The sequence below is a fragment of the Amycolatopsis sp. NPDC026612 genome, from assembly GCF_040638285.1.
Lineage (GTDB): Bacteria > Actinomycetota > Actinomycetes > Mycobacteriales > Pseudonocardiaceae > Amycolatopsis.
In genome coordinates this window covers 96,443-113,642 of record NZ_JBEZYB010000012.1, presented here as the reverse complement: position 1 = coordinate 113,642, position 17,200 = coordinate 96,443, and the positions used below count along the sequence as shown (strand labels likewise).

At 71.7% G+C, this 17,200-nt stretch carries 19 protein-coding genes; 11 read left to right on the top strand and 8 right to left on the bottom strand.

The genetic code is table 11. The annotated features are described in order from the left end of the window. Nucleotides 1-21: 21 nt before the first annotated feature. Nucleotides 22-903: a LysR substrate-binding domain-containing protein gene (locus tag AB0F15_RS15085; protein WP_360270198.1), complete on the bottom strand. Its 882-nt coding sequence runs from the start codon at nt 901-903 to the stop codon at nt 22-24. An 85-nt stretch (nt 904-988) separates the two neighbouring features. On the opposite strand from AB0F15_RS15085, the gene AB0F15_RS15080 reads away from it, so the two are divergent. Beyond that, nucleotides 989-1,930 carry a threonine/serine dehydratase gene (locus tag AB0F15_RS15080; protein WP_360270196.1) on the top strand — a complete coding sequence of 314 codons (942 nt, stop codon included), beginning with the start codon at nt 989-991 and terminating at the stop codon, nt 1,928-1,930. Here AB0F15_RS15080 and AB0F15_RS15075 read toward each other — a convergent pair. Next, a complete protein-coding gene (locus tag AB0F15_RS15075) occupies nt 1,884-2,702 on the bottom strand; it encodes an LLM class flavin-dependent oxidoreductase (RefSeq protein WP_360270194.1) in 819 nt (272 codons plus the stop codon). The two genes, AB0F15_RS15080 and AB0F15_RS15075, sit on opposite strands and share 47 nt — an antisense overlap. A gap of 83 nt (nt 2,703-2,785) precedes the next feature. Further along, the gene (locus AB0F15_RS15070; RefSeq protein WP_360270192.1) at nt 2,786-3,616 is read right to left on the bottom strand and encodes a peptidoglycan-binding protein; all 831 of its coding nucleotides are present in this window, start codon (nt 3,614-3,616) and stop codon (nt 2,786-2,788) included. Nucleotides 3,617-4,087: 471 nt separating this feature from the next. Between AB0F15_RS15070 and AB0F15_RS15065 the strand changes: the two genes are divergently transcribed. From AB0F15_RS15065 to AB0F15_RS15045, 5 genes are all read left to right on the top strand, one after another. Further along, complete coding sequence (locus tag AB0F15_RS15065; RefSeq protein WP_360270190.1) at nt 4,088-5,140, top strand: NlpC/P60 family protein; 1,053 nt, start codon at nt 4,088-4,090, stop codon at nt 5,138-5,140. 61 nt (nt 5,141-5,201) lie between these two features. After that, entirely contained in the window at nt 5,202-5,624 is a 423-nt protein-coding gene (locus AB0F15_RS15060) for a hypothetical protein (protein ID WP_360270188.1), read from the top strand. A gap of 75 nt (nt 5,625-5,699) precedes the next feature. After that, entirely contained in the window at nt 5,700-5,900 is a 201-nt protein-coding gene (locus AB0F15_RS15055) for a DUF3072 domain-containing protein (RefSeq protein WP_013227672.1), read from the top strand. A 260-nt stretch (nt 5,901-6,160) separates the two neighbouring features. After that, nucleotides 6,161-6,439 carry a hypothetical protein gene (locus AB0F15_RS15050; RefSeq protein ID WP_360270187.1) on the top strand — a complete coding sequence of 93 codons (279 nt, stop codon included), beginning with the start codon at nt 6,161-6,163 and terminating at the stop codon, nt 6,437-6,439. 32 nt (nt 6,440-6,471) lie between these two features. Then, nucleotides 6,472-6,648, top strand: a complete 177-nt coding sequence (locus AB0F15_RS15045) for a hypothetical protein (RefSeq protein WP_360270185.1) — start codon at nt 6,472-6,474, stop codon at nt 6,646-6,648. Between the two features lie 3 nt (nt 6,649-6,651). Here the strand turns inward: AB0F15_RS15045 and rho are convergent, their stop codons facing one another. Beyond that, nucleotides 6,652-7,713: a transcription termination factor Rho gene (gene rho / locus AB0F15_RS15040; RefSeq protein WP_360270183.1), complete on the bottom strand. Its 1,062-nt coding sequence runs from the start codon at nt 7,711-7,713 to the stop codon at nt 6,652-6,654. 257 nt (nt 7,714-7,970) lie between these two features. Here rho and AB0F15_RS15035 point away from each other — a divergent pair, with 257 nt between their 5' ends. Beyond that, the gene (locus AB0F15_RS15035; protein WP_360270181.1) at nt 7,971-8,480 is read left to right on the top strand and encodes an ATP-binding protein; all 510 of its coding nucleotides are present in this window, start codon (nt 7,971-7,973) and stop codon (nt 8,478-8,480) included. Nucleotides 8,481-8,799: 319 nt separating this feature from the next. Here the strand turns inward: AB0F15_RS15035 and AB0F15_RS15030 are convergent, their stop codons facing one another. Both AB0F15_RS15030 and AB0F15_RS15025 read right to left on the bottom strand, forming a co-directional pair. After that, nucleotides 8,800-9,012 (bottom strand): hypothetical protein, encoded by a 213-nt coding sequence (locus AB0F15_RS15030; protein ID WP_093953761.1) that lies wholly within the window; start codon nt 9,010-9,012, stop codon nt 8,800-8,802. 96 nt (nt 9,013-9,108) lie between these two features. Continuing rightward, entirely contained in the window at nt 9,109-11,352 is a 2,244-nt protein-coding gene (locus AB0F15_RS15025; protein ID WP_360270179.1) for a PHB depolymerase family esterase, read from the bottom strand. Between the two features lie 149 nt (nt 11,353-11,501). On the opposite strand from AB0F15_RS15025, the gene AB0F15_RS15020 reads away from it, so the two are divergent. Genes AB0F15_RS15020 through AB0F15_RS15005 form a run of 4 tightly spaced genes read left to right on the top strand, consistent with a single transcriptional unit; the run spans nt 11,502 to nt 15,572 of the window. Beyond that, a complete protein-coding gene (locus AB0F15_RS15020; RefSeq protein WP_360270178.1) occupies nt 11,502-13,073 on the top strand; it encodes an alkaline phosphatase D family protein in 1,572 nt (523 codons plus the stop codon). Nucleotides 13,074-13,127: 54 nt separating this feature from the next. After that, the gene (locus AB0F15_RS15015) at nt 13,128-13,949 is read left to right on the top strand and encodes a helix-turn-helix transcriptional regulator (protein ID WP_360270177.1); all 822 of its coding nucleotides are present in this window, start codon (nt 13,128-13,130) and stop codon (nt 13,947-13,949) included. A 40-nt stretch (nt 13,950-13,989) separates the two neighbouring features. Continuing rightward, a complete protein-coding gene (locus AB0F15_RS15010) occupies nt 13,990-14,856 on the top strand; it encodes an oxidoreductase (protein ID WP_360270175.1) in 867 nt (288 codons plus the stop codon). Then, entirely contained in the window at nt 14,853-15,572 is a 720-nt protein-coding gene (locus tag AB0F15_RS15005) for an SDR family oxidoreductase (protein ID WP_360270173.1), read from the top strand. The genes AB0F15_RS15010 and AB0F15_RS15005 overlap by 4 nt, the downstream gene beginning before the upstream one ends. 16 nt (nt 15,573-15,588) lie before the next feature. Here AB0F15_RS15005 and AB0F15_RS15000 read toward each other — a convergent pair whose 3' ends face one another. Continuing rightward, nucleotides 15,589-16,458, bottom strand: coding sequence for an NAD(P)H-hydrate dehydratase (locus tag AB0F15_RS15000; protein WP_360270171.1), 870 nt, complete (start codon nt 16,456-16,458; stop codon nt 15,589-15,591). Beyond that, the gene (locus AB0F15_RS14995) at nt 16,436-17,155 is read right to left on the bottom strand and encodes a histidine phosphatase family protein (RefSeq protein ID WP_360270169.1); all 720 of its coding nucleotides are present in this window, start codon (nt 17,153-17,155) and stop codon (nt 16,436-16,438) included. Before AB0F15_RS14995 ends, AB0F15_RS15000 begins: the two co-directional genes overlap by 23 nt. Nucleotides 17,156-17,200 lie beyond the last annotated feature (45 nt).

Genomic DNA, 17,200 nt, shown 5'->3' with positions numbered 1-17,200 from the left:
CCGGGTTCCCGGCCGAGCCGTCTACTGTGGACGGCTGAGCCGGGCCACCATCTCGGTCACCAGCTCCCCCGGGCGCCGGTGGTGCACCAGGAAGATCTCCCGCGCCGGCCGCGCGTCCGCCGCGTCGCGCACTTCGACGCGCGCCGGGCTCACCCGTTCCAGCACGCTCTCCGGGACGAACGCGATGCCGAGCCCGGCCTCCACCAACGCCAGGATCACTTGGTAGTCCCGGGTCTCGTACGCCACCCGCAACCGGACGCCGGCGGCGTCGGCGAGCTGCTCGAGGCACGCACGGTTGGGGACGCCCGGGCTGCCGGAGATCCAGTCCTCCGCGGCCAGCCCCGCCAGGGTGAGGCGGCGGGCGCGCGCCTTCGCGTGGCCCTGCGGGAAGATGAGCCGGAACCGCTCCGAGCGCAGCAGCGTCCGTTGCAGACCACGCGGGTCCGGCAGCGGTGCGCCGGGGTAGCGGTGGGTGATCAGCAGGTCCAGGTCGCGCGACCGGACCAGGCCGTACCCGTCGGGCGGCTCCAGGTCCAGCAGCCGCAGGGCCACGCCGGGGTGGTCACGGCGGAAACCGGCGAGCGCGGCGGGCACCAGGGTCATCCCCGCGCTCGCGAACGTACCGACGGTGAGCTCGTCGTCGAGCAGGGCGCGGACCGTCCGCTCGGCGGTCCGCAGTTCCCCGGCGATCGTCTCGGCGTGGGTGAGCAGCGCCGCCCCGATCGGCGTGAGCGTGACGCCGCGGGCGTGCCGGTGCAGCAGGCGGGCCCCGACGTCACGTTCCAGCTTGGCCAGCTGCTGCGAGACGGCGGACGGCGTGAAGGACAGCCGCTGGGCGGCCGCGGCGATCGAGCCGGCGTGCGCGACCTCGGCCAGGACGGTCAGGCGGTGGGCGTCGAGCACGGTGAGCCTCCAGCCGTAAGCGTTGCTAACGCGAGCATAGGAGACGTCGCTGGTGCTTACGGCGGTCCGCCTGCATGCTGAGGACATGATCAGCACTGCGGATGTGGAACGGGCGGCCGCGCGCATCGAGGGCCGGATCCGCCGGACACCGGTGTTCGCCGCGGACGACGGCGTGTGGTTCAAGCTGGAGCAGCTGCAGCACACCGGGTCGTTCAAGGCCCGCGGCGCCTTCAACCGGATCCTCGCCGCGGGCGAGCATTCCGCGGTCGTGGCCGCTTCGGGCGGCAACGCCGGTCTCGCCGTCGCCCACGCCGCCCGGGAGTTCGGCGTTCCGGCGCGGGTCTACGTCCCGGCGACCGCTCCCGCCGTGAAGGTGGCGAAACTGCGGCAACTCGGTGCGGCGGTGGACCTGGTCGGCGAGAAGTACGCGGACGCCTACGACGCGGCCGTGAAGCACGCGGCGGACTCCGGCGCGCTCTTCTGCCACGCCTACGACCAGCCGGACATCTGCGCCGGACAGGGCACCCTCGGCCTCGAGCTCCTGGCGCAGACCGGTGGGCTGGACACGATCCTCGTCGCGGTCGGCGGCGGCGGGCTGCTGGCCGGAGTCGCCGCCGCGGTCGAGGGCCGGGCGCGTGTCGTCGGCGTCGAGCCGCGCACGATCCCGACGCTGAACGCGGCGCTGGCCGCCGGGGCACCCGTCTCCGTCGAGGTCTCCGGGATCGCCGCCGACTCGCTGGGCGCGACCCGGCTCGGCGACATCGCCTTCGCGGTCGCCACCCGCACGAACGCGGGCTCGGTGCTGGTGGACGACGCCATGATCGGCAAAGCCAGGGCGGCGCTGTGGGACCGCTACCGCCTCGCCGTCGAACCCGGCGGGGCGACGGCGTTCGCCGCCCTGCTCGCCGGCGCCTACCGGCCCGCGCCGGGCGAGCGGGTCGCCGTCGTGCTCTGTGGCGCCAACACCGACCCCGCGACGCTCACTTCCCCGACAGCCGGTCCACCAGCGGGGCGAACTCCTCGATGAACGCGCCGTCGACGCTGACGTAGGAGACGCCGAGTTCTTCGCGGCGCCGTTCGAGCTCCGCGGCCATGTCGTCGACGCTGCCGCGGAGCATGGCCAGCGAGTCGTGCTCGGCGAGCGTCTCGGTGTCGAACCCCGTGGACTGGCTGATCCACGGCGGCACCTGCTCGCCGAAGACCCAGATGTGCAACGCCAGTTCGACGTCGCGGGCACCGGCCGCCGCGCGGATTTCCCCGACGTACTGCGCCATTTCCTCGCGGGTGGTCAGCGGGCTGCCGGCGAGCGCGACGATGTCGGCCTTCGCTCCCGCCAGGTGCCGCGCCTTCGGCCCGCCCGCGGCGATCATCACCGGCGTGTGCGCGTCGCCGTCGAGCCGGCGAACGTGGTCGACGGTCTCGGAGATCGAGTCGAGGCGCTCCTGCCCGGAGCCGTACGGCAGCCCGAGTTCTTCGGCCTGCTGCCGCGATCCCGGCCGGCCCGTGCCGAGGCCGAGCTCGAACCGGCCGCCGGTGACGACGGCCAGGCTGTGCGCTTCCCAGGCGGCCGACCGCGGGGTGCGCAACGGGCCGGACAGGACGAACGAGCCGACCCGCAGGCCGGTCGTCGCCGCGGCGGCGGCCGCGAGCGCCGCGGTCGGCGTCGGCCGGTTCAGGTCGTCCGAGCACAACAGCGTCGAATAGCCGAGTTCTTCGGCGCGGCGGGCGGTCGCGAGCCACTTCGCGCCGCCTTCGGCCGCTCCCGCGACCACACCGAACCGAAATGCCTTGTGCGGCATCGAAGCACCCCCAAATCGTTGGTCCTTCGATCAAACCACCGGTGCGCCCGGCCGTGCCACCACGGCCGGGCGCGCGCCCGGCATCAGCCGCGCTGGTACTCCTCCCAGGTCACCTTCGCGACCTGCGGGCCGTCGTCCGCGCCGCGACCGGCGAGGCCGTTCATGCCCAGGTAGTAGTCGCCGGTCTGGTGCTGCGCACCCGAAGACAGGTCCGGGTCGGAGATCGCCTCCGCGTGGATGTGGTAGTCGAAGCCCTCCGCCGGCGTGCGGTACCAGGCCGCGAACCCGACGTTGCGCAGCGCCTTCAGCAGGGTGTTCCGGTTGGTCGACGACATGCCGGACACCGAGATGTCCATCGCGCCACCACCGTCGTGCGTCCCGGCCGATGCGTCGACGCCGCCGGGGTTGTACGAACCCTGCGTCAGGGCGACCTGGAAGCCCGCTTTTCCTTCCGCCGCAACGAGCATCGCCTTGGTGCGGGTGTTGAGGGTCTTGCCGTGGTAGGTCACCTGGCTGCCGGCCGAAACCGGGTTCGTGACCGTGTACCGGCCTTCGCCCAGCTTCTCCAGCGACGTCTTGCCCGGCAGGCCGGACGCGTCGAGACCGGTGTAGCCCAACGACTTCTGGTACTGCGAGTACGCCGTGATCGTCGTGGTACCGAAGTAGCCGTCGACGTACTGGCTCGCCAGCAGGCCCTTCGCCTCCAGCGCCTGCTCGACGAGCAGGACGCTGTCGTGCGCACCCGGGGTCAGGGTGTCGTCGGCGCGGCGCGGGTCGATCTGGGCCGCCTTCAGCACGGCCTCCATGTTGGCGCCGGGCAGCACTGTGGTGGCCGCAGTCTCGGCCTGAGCCGGTGCGGCCACGGCGAACGCAGCGGCGGTGAGCGCCGTGAGCACGGCGGCCTTCGTGAACATCGTGGTCCTCCACAAGTCGGAATGTCTACGGCCATGAGGATCACCCGGCCGGATACAAGGGACGTACAAACCGGACGGCGGACCGAGCCGGCCGCCGTCACCGCACCGGCCGTCATCGGGTTCGGCAGGCCCGCGGCAGCGTCCTCGCGCGGCCGATGACGGCCTGTAATCCCTGACACATCCTTCGCGCGTTCTTCCTGGTCCAGCCGTGTAAGACAGCGTCACGCAGAGTTTTGAACGGCTCGCCCTGGACGTCTTCGTGCTCGTTTCGTAACCTGTTCGAGATCTCGCGGCCCCCGGTCGTCACGAGACGGCGACGCGAGATCGCCGCCGATACCCCCCTGCCGGGTACCGGACCCCATCGCGCGCTCTTCCTGTTGCGGTCGAGCGCGCTCCGGGCACGGGCGAGGCCCCCGACTCGCCGTCCCGGTACCCGTCGGCGGCCGATCAGCAAAGGAGACCCGCGCGAGAATGCGTTCGCATCCCGTCAAGCGCGTGGTGTCAGGTGCCCTCGCCGCAGCCTCGGTGATCACTGTCGTCACCATGGCCCAGCCGATGGCCACCGCCGCCCCCATCCCCGCCCTCCAGGCGCCGCCCACCGGGTCGGACGCCCTCGCCAAGTACCGCGATCTCGCGGCACAGGCGGAAAAGCTCAACGAGGACCTGCTCCGGGCCCAGGACGACCTGACCGCGAAGCAGGGCCAGCTCGACAAGGCCAACGCCGACGTCACGGCCGCCAAGAACGCCGGCGCCCAGGCCATCGAGGCGAAGCGGAAGTACCAGTCCGAAGTGGACAAGTTCGCCGGCGCGTCGTTCACCAGCGGCGTCCAGATGAACAAGCTGTCGGCGCTGCTGGCCGGAACGTCCACCCAGGACTTCCTGGACCGCTCGGCGGCGCTCGAGGTCATCGCGACCGACAAGAACGCCGCGATGGACAACCTCGGCGACGCCGCCGGCAAGGCCACGGCAGCCGAAAAGTCGGCCGCCGACGCGGCGAAGCGGGCGCAGGACGCCCGTGACGCGGCGGCGAAACTGGCCTCGGACATCGAGGCCAAGAAGAAGGGCCTGCAGGGTCAGATCGACCAGATCGAGGCGCAGAGCCGGACCCTCAGCACCGCGGACAAGGCCGCCCAGAAGGACACCGGCGGTGCGGCGCCGACCGTCAAGGCGCCCAGCGCGGCGGCCCAGAAAGCGGTCGACGCGGCGCTGAGCAAGCTCGGGAGCGCCTACGTCTGGGGCGCCACCGGGCCGGGCACGTTCGACTGCTCCGGCCTCATGCAGTGGGCGTACAAGCAGGCCGGGATCACCCTGCCGCGGAACTCCGCGGCACAGGCCGGATTCGGCACCCCCGTGTCGCGCAGCCAGCTGCAGCCCGGCGACCTGGTCGCCTACTACTCCCCCGTGTCCCACATCGGGATGTACATCGGCGACGGCAAGATGGTGCACGCGCCGACGAGCGGCGACGTCGTCAAGATCTCGCCGCTGATGAGCGAGTACGCGGGAGCCACGCGCCCCACGGCCTGACGGCCGGCCGGTGCCCCGTTCCGCGAAGTGTAGAAATCGCGGAACGGGGCACTTTTCGCGCATGGACGAGTACCCTGACGCCGTCACCGTCGAAGCCGTCGGCAAGGTGACCGAGGCCCTCGAGACGATCGAGCGCGCCCGCGGGCACCTCTACTCCTTCCACCAGCTGACCGGCAGCGCGGACCTGGCCCTCGGCGAGGCCGTGGAGCAGCTCGAGAAGGCCGGGCACGGCGACTGGGCGCGGCGGATCTCCGAGGAGCTCATCGGGCTCAACGTATTACCCGATCGGTGGACTTTCCAGGTCGTCGAGGAGTACGACGACGGCTACTACAAAGCGTGCCGCGATCTTGAGCGCGACCTGCTCACTTCGCTCACCGGCGGCCGCCGTCACCTGCACGAACAGCAGATGAAGGACGACCGCCGGACGCACGGGCGAGCAGGCCACGAGGCGGGCGGGCCGAGCACGCCCCCGGCCGGCACGTGAGCGGCGATTGTCGGACCCGCGCGCTACAGTCGGACCAGACGAACAGACGTTCGATCGAACTCGATTGGAGGAGTCATGACGGATCAGGTCGAACCGAACCCGGAGAAGGACCCGAGCGACTGGACCACCGGTGACGAGCCGATGACCGGGCCGCAGAAGTCGTACCTGCAGACGCTGGCCCAGGAGGCCGGCGAGGAGGTGCCGGACAACCTCACGAAGGCGGAGGCGTCCGAGCGGATCGACGCCCTGCAGAAGACGACCGGGCGCGGCACCTGAGGAGTTCACCGCGGCCGGGAGGCGGGGATCCGCCACAGGACCGAGGCCGCCCAGGAGCACGGTGAAGACGTCGGCCTGCAGCGCGGTCGGCTGCGGCTGGTAACCCTGCGCCACTGTGCGCCGGTTCGGGGCGCTCCGCACCGGCCGGGGCCGCCGAGGCGCGGCGTTGTACGCCGGTGTGCCCGAGACCACGGCTTGCCCGGTCGCCGGCGCGGGTAGCCGAGGGGTAGATGGCCGACTCCCCCGAAGGAGGACATCCCGTGTATTTGACCGTGCTGCTCGTGACGCTGGCAGGGCTGCTCGTGCTCGGCGCGAGTGCCGTCCGGGAACTGCCGAAGCCGTATCCGGTCACGGCGAAGCGCACCCTCGTCGTGGCCTGGCTGGTGGCCGCCGCCGGCTGCGGTTGGTGGGCGGGCGCACCTGGCGCGGCGCCGCTGGTCGTCAGCGTCGTCGGGTTCGGCTTTCTCGTCGCCGCTTTGAACCGCGGTCCGGAACGGCCGTCCTACCCGAGCACCACGCCCTACCAGCCACCTCGATGAGTGAAGGTGCGCGGAGCGGGTACCACTCCGCAATGTCCCAGCCGAACGAACAGCAACCCGAGATCGCGCGGCCCGGCACCCCGGACCCCGGCCGCGCGGAGGACAACCTCTACCGCCCCGGCGAGGGCGAACCGCCGGACAGCGCCGAGGAAACCGATGGAGTCGGGCAGAAGGTGATCGGCGAGCTCCGGGAGCGGCGCGAAAGCTGAGCGTCAGGCGGCTTCCGGCAGCGCGGCACCGGTGACGCGGAAGAGGAACTCGGCGTTGGAGCCGGTTCTGCGGAGCTGCTCCAGCAACTGCTCGATCGCGTGGGGGCCCGGCAATGCCCGCCGGACTTCGCGCATCGCGGCGAGTTCACCCACGGTGACCAGCAGTTCTTCGCGCCGGGTGCCGGATGCCGCCACGTCGACTGCCGGGAAGACGCGTCGCTCGGCGGTTTTGCGGTCGAGCTTGAGTTCGGCGTTGCCGGTGCTCTTCAGCTCCTCGAAGAACACCGTGTCGGCCAGCGAACCGGTTTCCACCAGCGCCGTCGCGACGATCGTGAGCGATCCACCGCCCTCGAGGTTGCGCGCGGCGCCGAGGATGCGCTTCATCGGCTGCAACGCGGCCGCGTCGACACCGCCGGAGAGCGTACGGCCGGACGGGCGTGCCGTCAGGTTGTACGCACGGCCGAGGCGGGTGAGCGAATCGAGCAGCAGCACGACGTCTTCCCCGCGCTCCACCAAGCGTTTCGCGCGCTCGACGGCGAGTTCCGCCACCGCCACGTGTTCGGCGGGCGGACGGTCGAAAGTGGACGCGATCACCTCCCCGCGCACGGTCCGGCTCAGCTCGGTGACTTCTTCGGGACGTTCGTCGGCGAGCAGGACGAGCAGCCGGCAGTCCGGGTGGTTGACCGACAGCCCGTGGGCGATCTCCTGCAAAACGGTGGTTTTCCCGGCTTTCGGCGGCGAAACGACCAGGGCGCGCTGCCCCTTGCCGAGCGGGGTGACGAGGTCGATCACGCGGGGCAGCAGCCGCGTCGGCGTGGTTTCGAGCAGCAGCCGCCGGTCCGGGTGCACCGGCACGAGGTCGTCGAACCGGGGACGTGGTTCGTCCGGATCGGCGCCGTTGACGCTGGTGATTTGTTCGGTGGTACCGGTGATTTCGTCGCCGGGCCGCAGGTTGTGCTTGCGGACCAGCGAAAGCGGGACGGCGACATCGTCGGGCGCCGGCCGGTAGCCGGGCCGGACGAAGGCGGTTTTGCCGGACAGGTCGAGCATTCCGTGAAAAGACATGGGGGTCTCCTGGTGTGATGATGGGCCTGCGCACGAACGGCGAGGCCGGTGATGAGCCTGGAATGGGCTGTAAAATGACGGACAGAGGTCGAAGACCTGGATCCGGGAACTGCCTCCGGGCGGCCGAGAGGCCGACATCCGTGAGGAGCGCTTCCACTGTAGCGAGACATTGGACAAAGCACAACGGGTAAGACTTCGTGGCGGCGGGTAGCCCCCTAGGGATGCTCGCTGAAACGGCTGGCGGATGGGAGCGGATCGTGTATCGCCACACCCGGGACACGGGCGGCAAGACCGAAGACGATCAAGCCGGGACCACGGCACCGGCACACACCGCCGCCGGAGCCGTGGTCGCCTCGACGTTCGAAGAGCTGGCGCCGGCGCTGCCCAACGAGATGGCGGGCCTGCGCCGCAAGCTGATCCACTGGCTGGGCCAGTTCCCGTTCACCCCGGACAACACCCACGACATCACCCTGGCCACCTACGAAGCACTGGCGAACGTAGCGGCGCACGCGTACCCGGACGGCCACGGCTGGGCCCAGCTCGAGGCCCACCGAACGCCCGAGGCGGTGACGGTAACGGTGACGGACACCGGCTGCGGAATCCCCCACACCCGCCCCCGCCCAGCGGCCCTCCGCACCACCGGCGGCCGAGGCCTGCTGCTGATCGACCAGGTGACGGACCAGTCCGAGATCGAGACGGGCCCCGAGGGAACAACGGTCCGCATGACCTGGCACCCGGCGCCCCTCCCGGCCACAAGCCCGGCTTGAGCCGACCAAAGCAGCGGCTGCCTGCCGAATCTCACCCACCGGCTCAGGCCTGCGAACCAGCCCATCGTTCTCGGACTCACCCCACCGCGCGCCGGCTCGCCGCAATCCCCTGCCGGCGCGGCCGGCCAGCCACGCACCAGGCGGAAAGCCAAGCCGCCGCCGAACCGTTCGAACGGCCCGTGTCCGCACAGTCCGATGCCACCGCGGCCGGCCGCGCCCCATCACCTGAGCGTCCCCGACCAGCAACCCCTCTCCCCCGGCAGCACCCCCGGCAATACCGCGATCGCCCACCGCAGCACCGCCGCCCGCGGGTCGGCGCTTAAGCCGCCCCGGCCAAGCGGACCAACCGATTCCTCGGGTACGACACCAGCTCTCGCTCCTCGTCCGTGGTGAAGATTTCGACGGAATCCTCCAGCAACTCCGCCGAATTCACCTGCAGCTGCCACGCGGGCAGCCCCGGCGCGGGCTCGTGCCAGAACCACTGGCCCTTGGTGAGCTGGTGCGCCGGGACTGTCGCGTCGTCCGTGTTCATGCGTTGAGGCTATCCGTCACCACCGACAGTTTTCGCACTGCCTCGGGCGTGCGCCGCGGTCGTTGTGACCGTGGCCACTTCCACTGTGGACGACCGTCACCCCGCCGCGCAGGTCACCGTCGGGTCCGTCAGGTTTCCGCCGTGCTGGACGGTGAAGCCGATGACGTTGCCGCTGCCGTTGGACCTGGCCGTCAGCACGTAGCCGGTGCTGTCCCACGTTCCCGTGTAGTTCCAGCTGCCGATCACCTTCTGAGGTGCGTGGAACGTCACCGTGAGCACCCAGTTGTCGGTCCCGGACACCGTGATCTGCCCGTTGAAGCCGACGTTCCACTCCGCCGTCCTGGCGTACGCCGCGGTGCAGCCACCGGATGGCGGGGTGGTCGTGGTCGGTGGCGTCGTCGTCGGTGGCGTGGTGGTGGTCGTGCCGCCGTCCGGGGGTGCGCCGTTGTTCAGCGCGTCGAGCACCGCCGTGTAAGCCGCCTTCTTCGAGCCGTTGCCGTCGAACAGCAGCGGTGTGGCGGATGCCCGCCAGGAGTCCGTGTCCCGGATCCCCCACACCGTCATCCCGGTGCACCGCGAAACCGCGAGGCAGGCCTGCGTGACCGTGCGGAAGTTGTTCGCCTGCGCGGTCCCCGACCCTTCGACGTCCAGCTCGGTGATCTGCACGTCCACGCCGAGGTTCGCGAAGTTCTGCAGCGTGGTCTGGTAGTTCGACGGCACCGGGCTGTTGCTGTTGAAGTGCGACTGGAAGCCGACGCAGTCGATCGGCACGCCGCGGGACTTGAAGTCCTGGACCATGCGGTACACGGCCTGGGTCTTCGCCTGGCTCCAGTCGTCGGTGTTGTAGTCGTTGTAACACAGCTTCGCGCCCGGATCGGCGGCCCGCGCCGCGGTGAACGCCGCCTCGATCCAGTCGTTGCCCGTGCGCTGCAGGTTCGAGTCGCGCCGGGCGCCGGAACCGCCGTCGGCGAAGGCTTCGTTCACCACGTCCCAGGCGTAGATCTTGCCGCGGTAGTGGGTCGCGACCTGGGTGATGTGGTTCAGCATCGCCTGGCGCAGCGCCGAACCCTCCATGCTCTGCATCCAGCCGGGTTGCTGCGAGTACCAGGCCAGCGTGTGCCCGCGCATCCGGGCGCCCTGGCTGGTCGCCTGGCTGACTATCCGGTCGGCGTTGCCGTAGCTGAACTGGTTCTGGTTCGGCTCGGTCGCGTCGATCTTCATCTCGTTCTCCGGGGTGATCATGGAGAACTCGCGGCTCAGGATGCCGGTGTAGACGCTGTCCGACAGCTTGCTCGCCGAAACCGCCGTGCCGAAGTAGCGCCCGATCCGGGCCGCCGCGCCACCCAAGGTGCTGCCGGCGGGCGGGGTGGAGGACGTCGTCGTGGTGGCCGGCGTCGTCGTGGTCGAACCGCCGCTGTTCAGGCCGAGGAACGCGATCGCGTACGGCACCATCCCGCTCTGCGGCAGGGCGTGCCCGGCTCCTTGGACGCTGATACCCTCCACCGGCGCCTGCGTGCCGGTGGCGCCGTACCGGGTGCGCGTCCAGCCGGACTGGGGCGAATCGGTCGACGACGGGGTCTGGCTCAGCCCCTGCAGGTTCGTCCACTGCTTGATCTCTTCGCCGAAGTTCGGGTAGCGCAGCGTGTCGTCGGCGGTGCCGTGCCACAGCTGCATCCGCGGGTACGGGCCGCTGCGGCCGCCGCTCATCTGGCGAGCCTGGTCGCCCCACTGCTGCGGGGTCTTGGAGATCTGGCCGTTGGCGCACTGGCTGTTCCAGCTGGACCCGTCGGTGGTGCCGAAGCAGCCGGCGGGCACGCCCATGAACGCCGAGCCGGCGGCGAACACGTCCGGGTACTCCGCGGCGAGCACGTTCGTCATCATCGCGCCCGAGGAGAACCCGGTGACGAACACCCGGGCCGGGTCGACGTTGTAGCGCTGCTTGGCCCAGTTGACCATCGACAGGATGCCGACGGGGTCGCTGCCGCCGCCGCGGGTGAGGGCCTGCGGCGAGGAGACGTCGAAGCACTGCCCGCTGCGCGTGGCTTCCGGGAACACGATGACGTACCCGTACTGGTCGGCCGCGGTGACGTAGTCGTGGGCGTAGCCGTTGAAGACCGCCGACGCCGAGCCGGTGCAGTAGTGGACGGCCACCAGGAGCGCCGGGCGCGCGGCGACCCGGTCGGGGACGTAGGTGTACATGTTGAGGTTGCTGGGGTTGCTGCCGAAGTCGGTGACCCGGGTCAACGTGGCCGCGGACGCCGGCTGCGCCGCCACGACCAACACGATCGCGGCGGCGATCGCCAGCACGGCGGCCGAAAGGGCAGTGAGAAGTCTTCGCACTCGAGGAATTCCTTTCCGGGGGCAGGAGAGGAGCTCCGCCGATGGTTCGTCGCCAGGCCCAGGCGGTCAACGATTATCGAAACGTTTCGGGAATTTTCGAACCGCCGCACCGATCGGCCGCGACGGCGGGCTTCTGACAGGATTCGCGGATGACCGAGCTGCTGCTGGGCCCGCTGCTGCGGCACGTCGACGCCACTTCGGCGACGATCTGGGTCGAGACCGACGGCCCGTGCGAAGTGGGCGTCGGTGCCGCCGCCGCCCGGACGTTCGAGGTCGCCGGCCACCACTACGCGCTGGTCGTGCTCACCGGGCTCGAACCCGGGCGGAGCACGCCGTACGAGGTGCGGCTCGACGGCGACGTCGTCTGGCCCGAACCCGGCGGTGACCTGCCGCCGAGCCGCATCCGGACGCTGGAGCCCGGCGACCCGCGGTTCCGCCTGGTGTTCGGGTCCTGCCGCAAACCGCGGGAGCAGGACGCGCTGGGCCCGGACGCGCTCGCCGCCTACGCCCACCGGATGGCCGCTCTCGACGAGGCCGAGTGGCCGGAATCGCTGTTGCTGCTGGGCGATCAGGTCTACGCCGACGAGACCACCGACGCGACGCAGGAATGGCTCGCCACCCGGCGGGACACCGCGAAGCCACCGGGCAACGAGGTCGCCGACTTCGAGGAGTACTGCCACCTGTACTTCGAGGCCTGGTGCGAGCCGGCGGTCCGCTGGCTGCTGTCCACCGTGCCGACGTCGATGATCTTCGACGACCACGACGTCCGCGACGACTGGAACACTTCGCAGGCCTGGCGCGCGAAGATGGCCCGGACTTCGTGGTGGCCGGAGCGGATCCGCGGCGCGCTGGTCTCGTACTGGGTCTACCAGCACCTCGGCAACCTGGGGCCCCACGAGCTGGCCGAAGACGACCTCTACCAGCGCGTGGTCACCTCGGGCGAGGACAACGCCGGGCTGCTGCGCGCGTTCGCCGACCGGGCCGACCGGGAAGCCGACGGCGCCAAGGGCACCCGGTGGTCCTACCGGCGCGACTTCGGCCCGGTCCGGCTGCTGGTGATCGACTCCCGGGCCGGGCGGATCCTCGCCGGCGGCACCCGCGCGATGGTGGGCGAGGAGGAGTTCCGCTGGATCGAGGAACAGGCGTCCGGCGAGTTCGACCACCTGCTGATCGGCACGTCGCTGCCGTGGCTGCTGCCCACCGCGCTGTCGGCCGCGCAGTCGGTCAACGAGCGCCTCTGCGCCCGGCCCGGGGTCGTCGGGCAGGTCAGCGAGTTCCTCCGGCAGCTGGTGGACCTGGAGCACTGGCCGGCGTTCCGCGCGTCGTTCGAGCGGCTGGGGAAGCTCATCGCCCGCGTCGCCGACGAAGGCGCCGCGTCGGTCAGCGTGCTCTCGGGGGACGTGCACCACGCCTACGTGGCGAAGGCGTCGTTCCCCGGCGGCACCGCGGCGCCGGTCCACCAGCTGACCTGCTCACCGGTGCACAACACCGTGCCGTGGTACATGAACCGGCTGTTCCGGGCCGGCTGGTCGCGGCGCCTCACCCGGGTGAGCGAGGGGCTGGCCCGCCGCGCCGGGGTCCCGCCCGCGCCGCTGTCGTGGCACTGCGTGTCCGGGCCCCACTTCGGGAACGCGGTGATGACGCTGGACGTCGACGGGCGCACGGCCACGGCGACGCTGCTGCGGCCGGACGCCGACGAGGAGCCGGTCCGGCTGGCCTGAGGGTGGGTGCGGCGCGGCCACCCACCCGGCGCGGATCCGGGTTAGCCTCGGATCATGGCCGCGGACAACACTCTCGGGGAGTTCCTCCGGGCCCGCCGTGCCCAGGTGGGGCCGGAGGAACTCGGCCTTCCGCCGGGTGGGGCGCGCCGGGTCGCGGGCCTGCGCCGCGAAGAGGTGGCGGTGCTGGCCGGGGTCAGCACCGACTACTACATCCGGCTCGAGCAGGGCCGGGAGCGGAATCCGTCGGCGCAGGTGGTCGACGCGCTCGCCCGCGGGCTCGCGCTCGACGACGACGCCGCTGCCCACCTGCACCGGCTGGCCCGTCCGGTACCGGGCGGCCGCCGGCGCGCCCGGCGGCGCGAGCGGGTCAGCCCGAACCTGCTGCGCCTGATGGACGGCTGGCCGGACACGCCCGCGCTCGTGCTCGGCCGCTGTCTCGACGTGCTCGCGCACAACGCGCTGGGCCAGGCGTTGTTCGACGGCCATGCCCACAGCGGCGACCTGGTCCGGCTGGTGTTCCTGGACCCGGACGCCCGCGAGTTCTACCCGGACTGGGAGCGCGTCGCGGTCAACACGGTCGGCGGCCTGCGGGCAGCCGCCGGGATCGATCCCGACGACCCGCAGCTCATCGACACCGTCGGCGAGCTGTCGGTCAAGAGCGCGGACTTCCGCCGGTTGTGGGCGCGCCACGACATCCGGCAGAAGACCCACGAAACCAAGCGGTTCCACCACCGGCTGGTCGGCGAGCTGGAACTGAGCTACGAGGCGCTGACCGTCAACAGCGCCCCTGGCCAGCAGCTGATCGTCTACCAAGCCGAGCCGGGCAGCCCGTCCGAAGCGGCACTGGCCCTGCTGGGCAGTCTCGCCGCTTCCTGAAACCCTTCTGAACCATCCACAATGGACGGAGTACTTCGCCGTGCCCGAAAACCCTGTCACACCCGAAACCGCGGTCTGGTTCCTCACCGGCTGCTCCACCGGCCTCGGCCGCGCACTGGCCGAATCCGTGCTCGACCGCGGGCTGCGCGCGGTCGTCACCGCCCGCGATCCGGCACGGGTCGCCGACCTCGTCGATCGCCACGGCGACCGCGCGCTGGCCCTGCCGCTCGACGTCACCGAGCACGCCCAGGTCGTCGACGCCGTGAAGCGGGCCGAAGCGGAGTTCGGCCGGATCGACGTCCTGGTCGGCAACGCGGGCTACGGCTACCTCGCCGCGGTCGAAGAAGGCGAGGACGAAGAGATCCGGAAGCTGTTCGACACCAACGTGTTCGGCCTCGCCGACGTCACCCGCGCGGTCCTGCCCGGCATGCGGGCGCGCCGCAGCGGCCACATCGTCACCGTGTCGTCGCTCGGCGGCCTGGCCGCCTTCGGCGCCACCGGCTACTACCACGCGACGAAGTTCGCCGTGGAAGGGCTGTCCGAGTCCCTGGCCGCGGAAGTGGCACCGCTGGGCATCAAGGTGACCATCGTGGAGCCCGCCGCGTTCCGCACCAACTGGTCCGGTCCCTCGATGCGGCAGTCGGCGATCCACATCGACGACTACGCCGAGACCGCGGGCGCCCGCCGGGAGGCGACGCTCGCGACCTACGGCAGGCAGCCGGGCGATCCGGCGCGCGCGGCCGAAGCGATCCTCACCGCGGTCGGCAGCGCCGAACCCCCGCTGCGCCTGCTCCTCGGCCGGGCCGCCTACGACATCGCCACGGCCCGGCTCGAGACCCTCCGCGCCACCTTCGACACCTGGCACGAGACCACCCTCGCCGCCGACTTCCCGGAAGGAACCCCGTGAAAATCGTCCTCGTCACCGGAGCCGGCAGCGGCATCGGGCGCGCCACGGCGCTGCGCCTGGCCCGCGAAGGCCACCACGTCGTGCTGGGCGCTCGGCGCGAAGACCGGCTGACCGCGCTGGCGAAGGAGATCCACGACGCCGGCGGCACCGCCGACGTGCGCCGCCTCGACGTCACCGACCGCGCGGACGTCACCGCGTTCGCCGACGCCGCCGTCGAGGCGCACGGCCGGATCGACGTCTTCGTCAGCAACGCGGGTGTGATGCCGTTGTCGCGTTTGGACTCGCTGCACATCGACGAGTGGGACCGGATGATCGACGTCAACGTCCGCGGCCTGCTGCACGGGATCGCAGCCGTCCTGCCGCACTTCCGGCGCCACGGCGGCGGGCACTTCGTGACGATTGCCTCCACCGGCGCGCACGAGGTGGTGCCGACGGCCGCGGTCTACTGCGGCACCAAGTACGCGGCCCGGGCGATCACCGAAGGCCTGCGCCTGGAAGCCGATCCCCGCATCCGCGTCACGACGATTTGTCCCGGCGTCACCGAGTCCGAGCTGGCCGACACCATCACCGACCCCGGCGCGCAGGAGGCGATGCGCGCCTACCGCGCGGTGACCCTCCCGGCGGACGCGATCGCCGGCGCTGTCTCCTACGCGATCGGGCAGCCGGAAGGCGTGGACGTCAACGAGATCGTCGTGCGGCCCACCACCCAGCGGTGAGGCCCAGCGGTGACGCTCAGCGCTCCAGCTCGGCGATGACGCGCGGGATCTGCGCCACCAGTTCGCGCGCCAGCAGGCCGGTGCTCCCGGTGTCGGGGATCAGCCGCTGGCCGGCGACGGCGTGGACGTGCGTCGCCCAGCAGGCCGCCTGGTCGACGCCCGCGCCGCGGGCGAGGAATCCGCCGGTGAGCCCGGCCAGCACGTCACCGCTGCCGGACGTGGCCAGCCCGACGTGCCCGCTGCCGTCGCGCCAGGTGCGGCCACCCGGCTCGGCGACCACGCCCATGAGCAGCACCACACCGCGGTAGCGCGCGGCGATCCGCACCGCCGTCTCCAGGTCGTCGACGTCCTTTTCTTCGCAGCCGTCGAGGTACGCGGCTTCGACCCGGTTCGGGGTGAGCAGGAGCCGGTCCGCCAAGGGTTCGGCGAGCGCCGGGTCCCGGCTCAGCGCGCCGAGCGCGAAGGCGTCGAGCACCACCCGCGCGTCCGGGGCGATGGCGGGCACCAGGCGCCGCAGCAGCTCCTCGGTCTCCTCGGCGCCGGTGAGGCCGGGGCCGACCACGACGGTGCCGGCGCCGGGCAGCACCTCGGCCAGCCGGTCGACGGCGTCGGCGGCGATCGCCCCGGCCGGGGTCTCCGGCAGCCCGACGACCGACGACTCGGGCACCGAGACGCCGAGGGCCGTCGCGTGCCGTTCGGCGACCGCCACCTGCAGCGTGCCGGCTCCGGCGCGCAGGGCGGCGGTCCCGGACAGCGCCGGGGCCCCCGGCACCGTCCGGGCGCCGCCGACGACGAGCACGGTGCCGCGGTCTTCGGCGCCGATCCGCCAGTCCCGCAACAGGGCCGGGCTGATCGGGGCCGGCTCAGGAGAGCTGGTGCGCTGCATCGTCGTCCGCCGTCGGTGGGGTGTCGGTGGCTCGCAGGTGGCCGACTTCCTGGGCCAGCACCATCGTGAAGCCGCCGTCGGAGTCGCGCTCCCAGCTGGTCACCGAGCCGTTCGGGACCTCGGTGGCGTCGGCGGCACGCAGCAGGTCGGGTTCGGGCAGCCCTTCGAGCAGGTAGCGCAGGGCGAAGACGGTCATCTCGTGCGCGGCCAGCAGAACGCGCTTTCCGGCGTGTTCCACGCTCAGCTCGGTCAGCAGGGATCGCAGGCGCAGCACGACGTCCGCCCAGGACTCCCCGCCCGGCGGCCGGTAGTAGAACTTGCCGAGCCGCCGCTTGCGCCGCAGCTCGTCGGGCCACCGTTCGTTCACGCCGTGCGAGGTCAGCAGGTCCAGCACGCCGAGTTCGCGGTCGCGCAGCCGTTCGTCGGGCACGATCGGCACGCCTTCCGGCGCGGCGAGCCGGGCGGTGTCCCAGGCCCGGCGGTAGGTGGAGGTGATCACGACGTCCGGCGGGCGGTCCGCCAGGAACTTCCCCGCGGCCTCCGCCTGTTCGCGCCCCAGGTCCGTCAGCGGCACGTCGGCGTCGCGCTCGGCGATGTCGATCACGTCGGCGCCTGCCGACTCCGCCTCTTCCCGGGCCACGTTGCCGGTGCTCTGGCCGTGCCGCAGCACGCCCACCCACTCCAAGTCGACGTTCACGACTGCGGGGTTACCCCGCGACACCCGCCGTCGAAACCCGGGATG

Coding starts and splice junctions, on each gene's coding strand:
- AB0F15_RS15015 (WP_360270177.1), top strand. CDS start 13,128: ATGGCCGCGGACAACACTCTCGGGGAGTTCCTCCGGGCCCGCCGTGCC.
- AB0F15_RS15070 (WP_360270192.1), bottom strand. CDS start 3,616: ATGTTCACGAAGGCCGCCGTGCTCACGGCGCTCACCGCCGCTGCGTTC.
- AB0F15_RS15055 (WP_013227672.1), top strand. CDS start 5,700: ATGACGGATCAGGTCGAACCGAACCCGGAGAAGGACCCGAGCGACTGG.
- AB0F15_RS15065 (WP_360270190.1), top strand. CDS start 4,088: ATGCGTTCGCATCCCGTCAAGCGCGTGGTGTCAGGTGCCCTCGCCGCA.
- AB0F15_RS15060 (WP_360270188.1), top strand. CDS start 5,202: ATGGACGAGTACCCTGACGCCGTCACCGTCGAAGCCGTCGGCAAGGTG.
- AB0F15_RS15080 (WP_360270196.1), top strand. CDS start 989: ATGATCAGCACTGCGGATGTGGAACGGGCGGCCGCGCGCATCGAGGGC.
- rho (WP_360270183.1), bottom strand. CDS start 7,713: ATGTCTTTTCACGGAATGCTCGACCTGTCCGGCAAAACCGCCTTCGTC.
- AB0F15_RS15030 (WP_093953761.1), bottom strand. CDS start 9,012: ATGAACACGGACGACGCGACAGTCCCGGCGCACCAGCTCACCAAGGGC.
- AB0F15_RS15020 (WP_360270178.1), top strand. CDS start 11,502: ATGACCGAGCTGCTGCTGGGCCCGCTGCTGCGGCACGTCGACGCCACT.
- AB0F15_RS15000 (WP_360270171.1), bottom strand. CDS start 16,458: ATGCAGCGCACCAGCTCTCCTGAGCCGGCCCCGATCAGCCCGGCCCTG.
- AB0F15_RS15075 (WP_360270194.1), bottom strand. CDS start 2,702: ATGCCGCACAAGGCATTTCGGTTCGGTGTGGTCGCGGGAGCGGCCGAA.
- AB0F15_RS15045 (WP_360270185.1), top strand. CDS start 6,472: ATGTCCCAGCCGAACGAACAGCAACCCGAGATCGCGCGGCCCGGCACC.